The 7,623-nt window shown below is 49.0% G+C and carries 6 protein-coding genes; all 6 read right to left on the bottom strand.

The annotated features are described in order from the left end of the window. Positions 1-178: 178 nt before the first annotated feature. The 6 genes from BLA28_RS11605 to BLA28_RS11580 all read right to left on the bottom strand — a co-directional run bounded on the left by BLA28_RS11605 (position 179) and on the right by BLA28_RS11580 (position 7,413). Positions 179-409, bottom strand: coding sequence for a hypothetical protein (locus BLA28_RS11605; protein WP_009250938.1), 231 nt, complete (start codon positions 407-409; stop codon positions 179-181). A gap of 179 nt (positions 410-588) precedes the next feature. Next, positions 589-1,638: a stage V sporulation protein AD gene (locus BLA28_RS11600; protein WP_069158886.1), complete on the bottom strand. Its 1,050-nt coding sequence runs from the start codon at positions 1,636-1,638 to the stop codon at positions 589-591. A gap of 150 nt (positions 1,639-1,788) precedes the next feature. Next, a complete protein-coding gene (locus BLA28_RS11595) occupies positions 1,789-2,637 on the bottom strand; it encodes a hypothetical protein (protein ID WP_069158885.1) in 849 nt (282 codons plus the stop codon). Positions 2,638-2,683: 46 nt separating this feature from the next. Continuing rightward, on the bottom strand, positions 2,684-4,039 hold the full coding sequence (locus BLA28_RS11590; protein ID WP_069158884.1) for a hypothetical protein: 1,356 nt from the start codon (positions 4,037-4,039) through the stop codon (positions 2,684-2,686). A 51-nt stretch (positions 4,040-4,090) separates the two neighbouring features. Beyond that, positions 4,091-6,841: a DUF6603 domain-containing protein gene (locus BLA28_RS11585; RefSeq protein ID WP_069158883.1), complete on the bottom strand. Its 2,751-nt coding sequence runs from the start codon at positions 6,839-6,841 to the stop codon at positions 4,091-4,093. Beyond that, entirely contained in the window at positions 6,838-7,413 is a 576-nt protein-coding gene (locus BLA28_RS11580) for a hypothetical protein (RefSeq protein WP_009250943.1), read from the bottom strand. Before BLA28_RS11580 ends, BLA28_RS11585 begins: the two co-directional genes overlap by 4 nt. Between the last annotated feature and the right edge of the window lie 210 nt (positions 7,414-7,623).

Raw genomic sequence — 7,623 nt, 5'->3', positions numbered from 1 at the left:
TCAACAGGTATTGGACAATTATCTGCTCTCTCTGTAACAAATGTTTGACAAACCTACAAAAAATGCCAGTGGGTGAAGATAAAAATCCCTTTTGCTCAATCCATTCCCATCACAACAACAGCGGATCGGGGAAATTATTATCAACCTTCCCCGATCCGCCGCATTTCCTGTGGGAGCTTCATTCATCAAAGGCCACCGTCACATAAAAGCCTCTTTCATTTTCTATGACAGCCGTCACATCCCCTTCTCTGGCGAGAAGCTTTTCCCGGAATGGATAATTGCCTGACATGGCAAGAGATGGATCGATGGTATAATAATAGTTGCTGGGAAGGACGCCTTCTGTGACCGTCACATGGTCCCCTTCCTTCAGGAGCCCCGGGCGCTCCATTTTGAATTCCATAGTCCGCATCTTACACCCTTCTTTCCTGACTTAGCATTCGAATCTATGATCGCTGCCTGTTTTCCATGGAAAAATCCGCTTCCGTTATTATACCCCGATACGTGTTTCTTGGCAATGTGCCCTTTTTTTAACGCACCCTCTTTTCAGCGGCTTATTAGCTGCTGCTGTCCTCTGCCGTACGGTATCTCTTACTCCGGGCTTTCCAGCACTACCGCATGGGCGATGCCGGGAACGTTCTGGCCTTCATTAAAACTGGTTTTGCTTAAGAGCGCTCCGGTCGGTGCGAAGAGGACACGTTTCCAGACTCCTTCTTCCAGCATTTTGAGGATATAGGCGGAAAGGGTTACTGCAGAACAGCCGCAGCCGGATCCTCCTGCATGGGTATCCTGTTCCTTCGCGTCAAATATTTCTATGCCGCAGTCCATATGCTGTCCGGATATATCAATGCCCTTTTTATTCAGGAGATCGAGCAGTACGGTCTGCCCTACCGTTCCCAGATCCCCGGTAATGATCTTGTCGTAATAGTCCGGCTGCCTTCCGAAATCCTTCAGGTGCTGTTCGATAGTGGAAGCCGCGGCAGGGGCCATGCAGGCCCCCATATTCATGCTGTCCTTCAGGCCGTAATCCACGATTTTACCGGAAGTCAGTCCGGTGATTTTGGCCCTGGCTTTTCCATTTTGGGAAGCGGCAAGCACAAAAGCGCCGCTTCCAGTCACGGTCCAGGTGGCGGAAAGCGGGCGTTGGTTGCCGTAGCCCAGAGGAAAGCGGAATTCCTTCTCCGCACTGGCAAAATGGCTGCTTGTCACACAGGCCGCTTTCTCCGCAAAACCTCCGCTTATCACGAGAGAGGCCAGTGTCAGGGAAAGCCCGCAGGTGGAGCAGGCTCCATACAGGCCGAACAAAGGGATTTCAAAGCTGACCAGGCCGAAGCTGGTCGCTATTTCCTGGCCTAAAAGGTCACCTGCAAACAGATAACGGACCTCTTCCGCTTTCCAGCCGGCCTTTCCCAGCGCCGTGCCAAGCGCTTCCTTCTGCAAGGTGCTTTCCGCGTCCTCCCAGGTCTGGCCGCCGAACATGTCATCCTCTCCCACAAGGTCAAACAGTTCTCCTAACGGCCCCTCTCCCTCCTTTTTTCCGACAACGGAAGCGCTCTCTATGATGTATACCGGCTTTTTCAGGCTTACACTCTGCTTGCCCAGAATCGGGGATTCCTGTGCCGTTTTCTGATTTTTGTCCATTTATATGCATTCCTTTCTGTATAGGTTTGTTGTTATTATCTGGATTTTTACAGAAAGTATGCAGGAAGGTATGAACATGCATTTCGAACCTTTTCATTTTTTTTAATTTAATAATACATTTTGTGTAAACCATCGGAAAATCCGCCTTATTTACCGGCCTCTCACCACTTCCCCGGTATACGGGTTCTGTATCATTTCCAGCGCGGTTAATGCCGAATTGATATCTCCTTCGCCCAAAGCATCCCTGATATTGGCCACAGTTGCCGCAAGATTTACCACCCGGTAACCGCTGTCCTGAAGGACCACATCTGCCAGCGCGCTTTCTCCTTCCAACAGCTTACCGTCTTTTAAACTGCGGACACGTTTTTCAAATTTATCCGACTCGTCCTTTTTACGGGAAAATCCGAAATGCATTCCCTCGGGAGGCTGCGTGATCACCAACTTTTTTATCTCATTCACATAAAGCCCCAGCAGCACTTCTGTCCCCAGCGTTTCCAGCCGGAGAGCACGCAGAGGCTCTTTGTCGTTTCCTTCTTCAAATGCCTTGAACTCCAGTCCCCGCCAGCCGCTCACCATAACAGAACGCAGAAGGAAACCGGATACTGCGCCTGACAGCGCATTTTTCCCAACCTCTGAAGGCTTTCGTTCCTTCTTCTGCAGCGACGGCCTGATAAAGCTGCTTTCACAAAGCGCCCTATCCATCACCTTGTCAATCACCCTGCAGTCATGCTGATAATCGATTGTATAACTGCGTCCAAGACTCATGGCGCCATCCAAAAGGGCGGCAATATAGCTCTTGTCCAGAAAGAAAAAACGGATACTCTCCGGTGGGAGCATCTCCTCTCTCACCGCCATATAAGGAAAGGGAACATCGTAAAGCAGCACCCACCGGGCCAGGGAATTCAGGATTTCTTCCGGGATATCCGGTACTCCTGTCCAGTTGAAGTAATCAAACAGATTCTTTTGTTCCTCATTCGCTGCAAGCCAGCTTTGTTCCATTTTAATCGTATCCTTTCTTCTCCTTCGTCTTTCCTTCCGGAAATACTCAGGTGAGCTTCAACAACTCTTTTGCAGCCCGTTCCAGCCGTTCCTTTATAGCCTTTTCCATAAGTTCAGAAAATAATCCGGTACCTTCAATGCCTGATAGGTTACTGCCCCCATCCGGGACGGCATCTTTCTGTGACTTTGTCATAAGTTCCATACAACAGCTGCTAATCTCGGGCTCCAGTCCGAGCCGGCAGGCGAGTATATACCGCTGACGGATTTTTCCGGCCTGTGCCTTATCCTCACTGCGCCATTTATGCAGAGCCGCCGCATAGCTTCCATTCTGCAGAGCCAGCTGTCTGCCCAGACAATATGCGGCGCTATAGGTAATGTCAAACATACCTATAGCAGGATCATACCGCAGCCAGGCATCCCCATTCATCTGAGGCGTCATGCCGCTTTCCTTTTCCTGATATGCGCGGAAAGGGCCGCGGTAAAAAGAAACCGTGCTGCTTCCATCCCTCAGCTGATGATCCACAGGCCCGTATCCCAGCTTCATAAGATTCAGCAGTTCTTCCGGCAGGCTGTCCTTCTTTATCTCCGGCAATTGTAAAGCGCCGGCATCCAGTCTTTCAAAAACCGTTTTAAAATCAAATTCCTCTGATGAACAATAAAAACTCCAGCTGTACAGTACCGGCACCCGCACTGTTTTGTATGTTTCCCCCTTTGCAATTTCTGCCCGTAAAGCCGGATCAGTCAGGAATTCCCCGAAGTGCTCCAGGGATACTACACAGCAGATATTCCTGATTCCCCTTTCCCCTGAAACAGCTGCCGGATATCTGGTGGACAGCAATACGGAAAGCCATTCTTCGGGCGGATCTTTTTCCGTCACCTTGTTATCCCTGCATACACAGCGTGCATGGGCGCACAGGGCCAAATCCCCGGCATCCGGACAGATGCTGCCGAACAGTCCTGCCGCAGCGTCCAATATCATACAGTTTCCGGCCATGGAGGAATCATAATTCACGGGACAATACCTGCCCTGTGCCGGTGTGAATGCTTCTTCTGCCGGAAGTGACGTTATCGCAGCGTCCTCCGTTTCATCAAATAAGAGCAGGGCAAGCCAGGGCGCTTTATCCGCTTTATTGACTTTACGTTCCCAGGGCAGCGTCTTATTTGTAAATACTATATTAGGAAGCACTCTCTCAAATTTCCCAAAGGCTTCCCTTGGCGGATAAACGGAATAAACATCGGTCTGCTGCATACGCAGAGGATCCGCACCGCACCGGAAGGAAAAAAGCGCCGGTTCGATTTTGCTGTCCGGAATCGAACTATCCTGACTCGCTTTCAGTGTATAAGCGCCGGCGGCGAGTCCGGGTTCCATTTTCGATGCCAGTACGATCATTTCCTGTTCCATAATTCTCTCCATTTATAACTATAAACTCAACCGGCAAAAAGCCTGAACCGTTTATCTTTCGCTTCCCATGGCAGAAAGAACCGGTTCCCCCAAAAGGATTTCTTCCAGATCACCGCCCCAATTCTCCATATCAGCCTTTTCTGCCGTCCCATAATTTTCCGACAGCTGTTTCAGAATTCCGCTTCGTTTTTCATTCACCGCTATCGTTCTCTCTATCTGTTTCAGCACATCCCCGGGATATACCTTCGGCTCCACCGGTTTTGGTTCCGGCCACGTAAAATACAAAGGCTCCAGCCTTTCATTTTCACACAGAACAGCCATGGAATAATATCCTTTTTGAGGCAGACGGTTCAAAACCTTCGGTTCCGGCGCCTTCAGGCGGATCCCCAGAAGCTGATCCTTCTTCAGTCCTTCACTTCCATAGGGATCGGGGGTTTTCGTATCCCAAAGTGCTTTGGGAATATTCCCGTATATCCACTCCGCCCTCACATCCTGTATCCTGCCGGCATTGTCCGTCACTTCGGCCTTCATGACGCTTGTAAAAGTTTCAATTCTCATGGGAACCACACCCAAGGGTTCCGTATTTCCCGTTTCCGGAACCAAATCCTTTTCTTTACCGCTTACAGATACCGCAGTGGCCGGCAGCAGGCTTTTTATTTCCAATACGAGTCTGTCCGTACTATACCAGGAAAGCCCGTCCGCACCCTTCACCGGACTGTCGCCGGACGCCTGTACCGAAAGGATCTTTCTTCCGTTATTGTCAGACTCTGCTTTAAGAAAAGCCTCCGAAAATTCCTCCCAGTTAAGAGCTTTCTCCCCACCCTTTCCCGCACCGAAAGAAATGGTGAAGGATATGATAAACCAGGATATGTGCACCTTACCCCCAAAGGGCGGTCCATAGCAGTTAAGACTCGCTCCCAGCTCCAGGGTAAAGGTCCTGTAGAATGGGAAAAAATCCCAGCGGAAACTGGCTCCCAGACTGATTCCCACATAAAATTCATAGGCAAAAGGCTTCCATTTCATGTAAAATTCCAATCTGGCCTGAAACCATGCCCGAAGACGCCCCCACTCGTAGGTAATGGAAGCATTGCCCCCCAGCATAACACAGCTCGGTGTAAGCGCAAAATAAAAGGAAGCGCTCAATACCAGGTTTTTATCAATATTCCATTTTATTCCAATCCGATCTACCTTTGGGTAATGGGCGACATAAAATCCTTCTTTATATCCTCCCAGAGTCAGAACAAAGTCTCCGCTGTGCTCATTATTTCCAAACCATGTGACAAAGGCAAAGCCTCCCTGAAGCCTGCAGTTTCGGTCCATAAGAAAAGACTGGCTGCTTAAGGCGCCTGATATGCTTATCTCTCCCACCACCGGCGATATGACTGCCAGAAGAGAAAGCTCTGCATAGACGAAGGGCTTCGATTCTCCCGGCGGCAGGGAAAGCGTTGAAACTCCCAACAGCGCAATCTTCAGTTCGTTTCCCCATACCACATTTAAAAGCAGGAAACTGTCCAGCAGGCCAAATGAGGTGAAACGGATACCTGCGGCGGCAAAAAACTGTCCTTTACAGGGAACTATGGAAGCATTCATTTCCTTCAGGACCTGGGCCGGCGTCATTTTTTCCGTCAGCGTACCGCCGCCCATGACCGCCGCCACAAACGGAAAGCTTCTGACCTCCTCTACTTTGGAAGGCAGCAGGATTGTCCGGTTGTAGCCGAATCCTCCTGCTATCCCTGTCACATAAAAGGCAGGCGGGCCCCCCAACGGATAACGAAGCATAAGATATGCAAAAAAAGAGGCTTCGGAACCCGGCAGCTTTCCGTAAGATCCCACCGCCGTCAACTGAAAATTCTTTACCTGGACGGAAAGTTCTCCGGTATAGAGTTCCATCCCCTTTTCCCTGGTTATGTACAGCCCTCCGGATATACTCAGCGGTTCTTTATGTATGCTCACCGTCATACCCTGAATCCCAAATGCAACGGGAATTCCCTTTTTCATAGGTACCGTAACGTAAAGCCCCAGCACTTCAAACATCAGAATAGAAAGGGTGAATCCCGCATCCACATACACCGTAATGCTGCCTTCCCCCAGCAGAAAACCCAGACGGGACAGACGAACCGGACCCAGACTCTTTTTCACATCCAGCCATTTCACATCTCCGTCTTCTGTTTTCTCTCCCCTGTTTTGAAGCTCCCTGCTTCCGGAAGTCTCCTGCGAATAATTATTTTCGGGCAGGGACAGAGGAATCCTGGTACTTCCTAATAAAAAGGCAAGGCAGGCTGAAAGAGCCGCTTTCTGACTGCCTCTCAGTTTAAGGGACAGCCAGTCCAGTTCAACCGCCATATCGCATCCGGAACATTCTCCGATCAAAGGCATTGCAGAAAGGGACAGCTTCATCCCAAGCTCCAGCTTGAAGGTGAATTCCCGCTGCTTTGCATCCTTCCTGGTACTGACGGACAATGCCCCATATTCAGTGGTCGAAAGCCGAAAAGAGAATTCACCCGCCTCAAATATATAGCCGAACCGAAGTTCTTTAATGGCAAGGCCATATCCGGTAATGAGTTCCGGCACCTGAAAGGAAAGAGGCGTATTCTCCAGTTCTCCCGAAAGCAGTGAAAGGCTGCAGTTACCGCTCTCTTTACTGTTCCAGGTTCCGACAAGTTCTTTATGCTCCTTCCCCGCGATATAAGAAATCTTGAAATGAAGTTTTCCAATGGATGCATCCGCCTCCAGACATATGTGGCTGGTAAGAGCGCCGTTCTCCTCCTTCCGGGACCGGCCGGCGGCGGGAAGTTCTTTCACTCAGTGTCCTCCAGCAATTTATCAACGTCCACTATATTCATAGTACTCAGTATTTTGCTTCGCTTTGTATTCCAGACCATAAGGGAAAGCCTCTCCACATCAATAAAAGTCTGTTTTGGAAACACACCGTCCAGCATTACATCGATCTCCAGCGCATACTCCAGCTGGTGTCCTGTCATAAGCAGCAAGAAGGCCTGTTTCAGCCGAATCTTGATTTTGTTGAAATCAAGGCTGTCTGCAATTGCCTGTATATCCGCATCATTCCCGCTTTTCTTAGCCGCTGCCGTACTCACATCCGTCACCGCTCCCTCTACCTTATCCTTTGTCAGATCAGAGGTCATAGAAGGGTCATAGTCCTTGCCGAACTGATTAATCGCATCCACCATCTCCCCGATGGTCATTCCTTCTGTGGTCTGAAGTTCACCAGGCAGAATCACAAAGGCATTTTCACCCCCTATCTTTGAAAAGGCCATTTTCAGTTTGGTGCCGATCAATGTGAAATCCAGATCCGCCTGTACATTGAAGGTCAGATCATTTGTCCCCTGAACCTTTACTGATAATTCATCCTTCATTTTTTTCCTCCTTCTGATGATTGTAACTCGCTCCGTAACGTACTAACGAAAAAATAAACTATATAGTTTTATTGTATCGTTCTATAAAACCATAAGTCAATATAAAATAGTTGAATAGCCGTACAAATTTTCAGACTATAATTTGTTTATTTTTTCTATTGTCTGAAAATTATATTTGTGCTACGTTAAAATTATTAATATTTTCGGAAG

Source organism: Eisenbergiella tayi (assembly GCF_001881565.1).
In the GTDB taxonomy this organism is placed as follows: domain Bacteria; phylum Bacillota; class Clostridia; order Lachnospirales; family Lachnospiraceae; genus Eisenbergiella; species Eisenbergiella tayi.
This window is presented reverse-complemented; position numbering and strand designations above follow the sequence as displayed.

Excerpts from the sequence above, each read along its gene's own strand:
- BLA28_RS11605 (WP_009250938.1), bottom strand. The coding sequence starts at position 409 with ATGCGGACTATGGAATTCAAAATGGAGCGCCCGGGGCTCCTGAAGGAA.
- BLA28_RS11600 (WP_069158886.1), bottom strand. The coding sequence starts at position 1,638 with ATGGACAAAAATCAGAAAACGGCACAGGAATCCCCGATTCTGGGCAAG.
- BLA28_RS11595 (WP_069158885.1), bottom strand. The coding sequence starts at position 2,637 with ATGGAACAAAGCTGGCTTGCAGCGAATGAGGAACAAAAGAATCTGTTT.
- BLA28_RS11590 (WP_069158884.1), bottom strand. The coding sequence starts at position 4,039 with ATGGAACAGGAAATGATCGTACTGGCATCGAAAATGGAACCCGGACTC.
- BLA28_RS11580 (WP_009250943.1), bottom strand. The coding sequence starts at position 7,413 with ATGAAGGATGAATTATCAGTAAAGGTTCAGGGGACAAATGATCTGACC.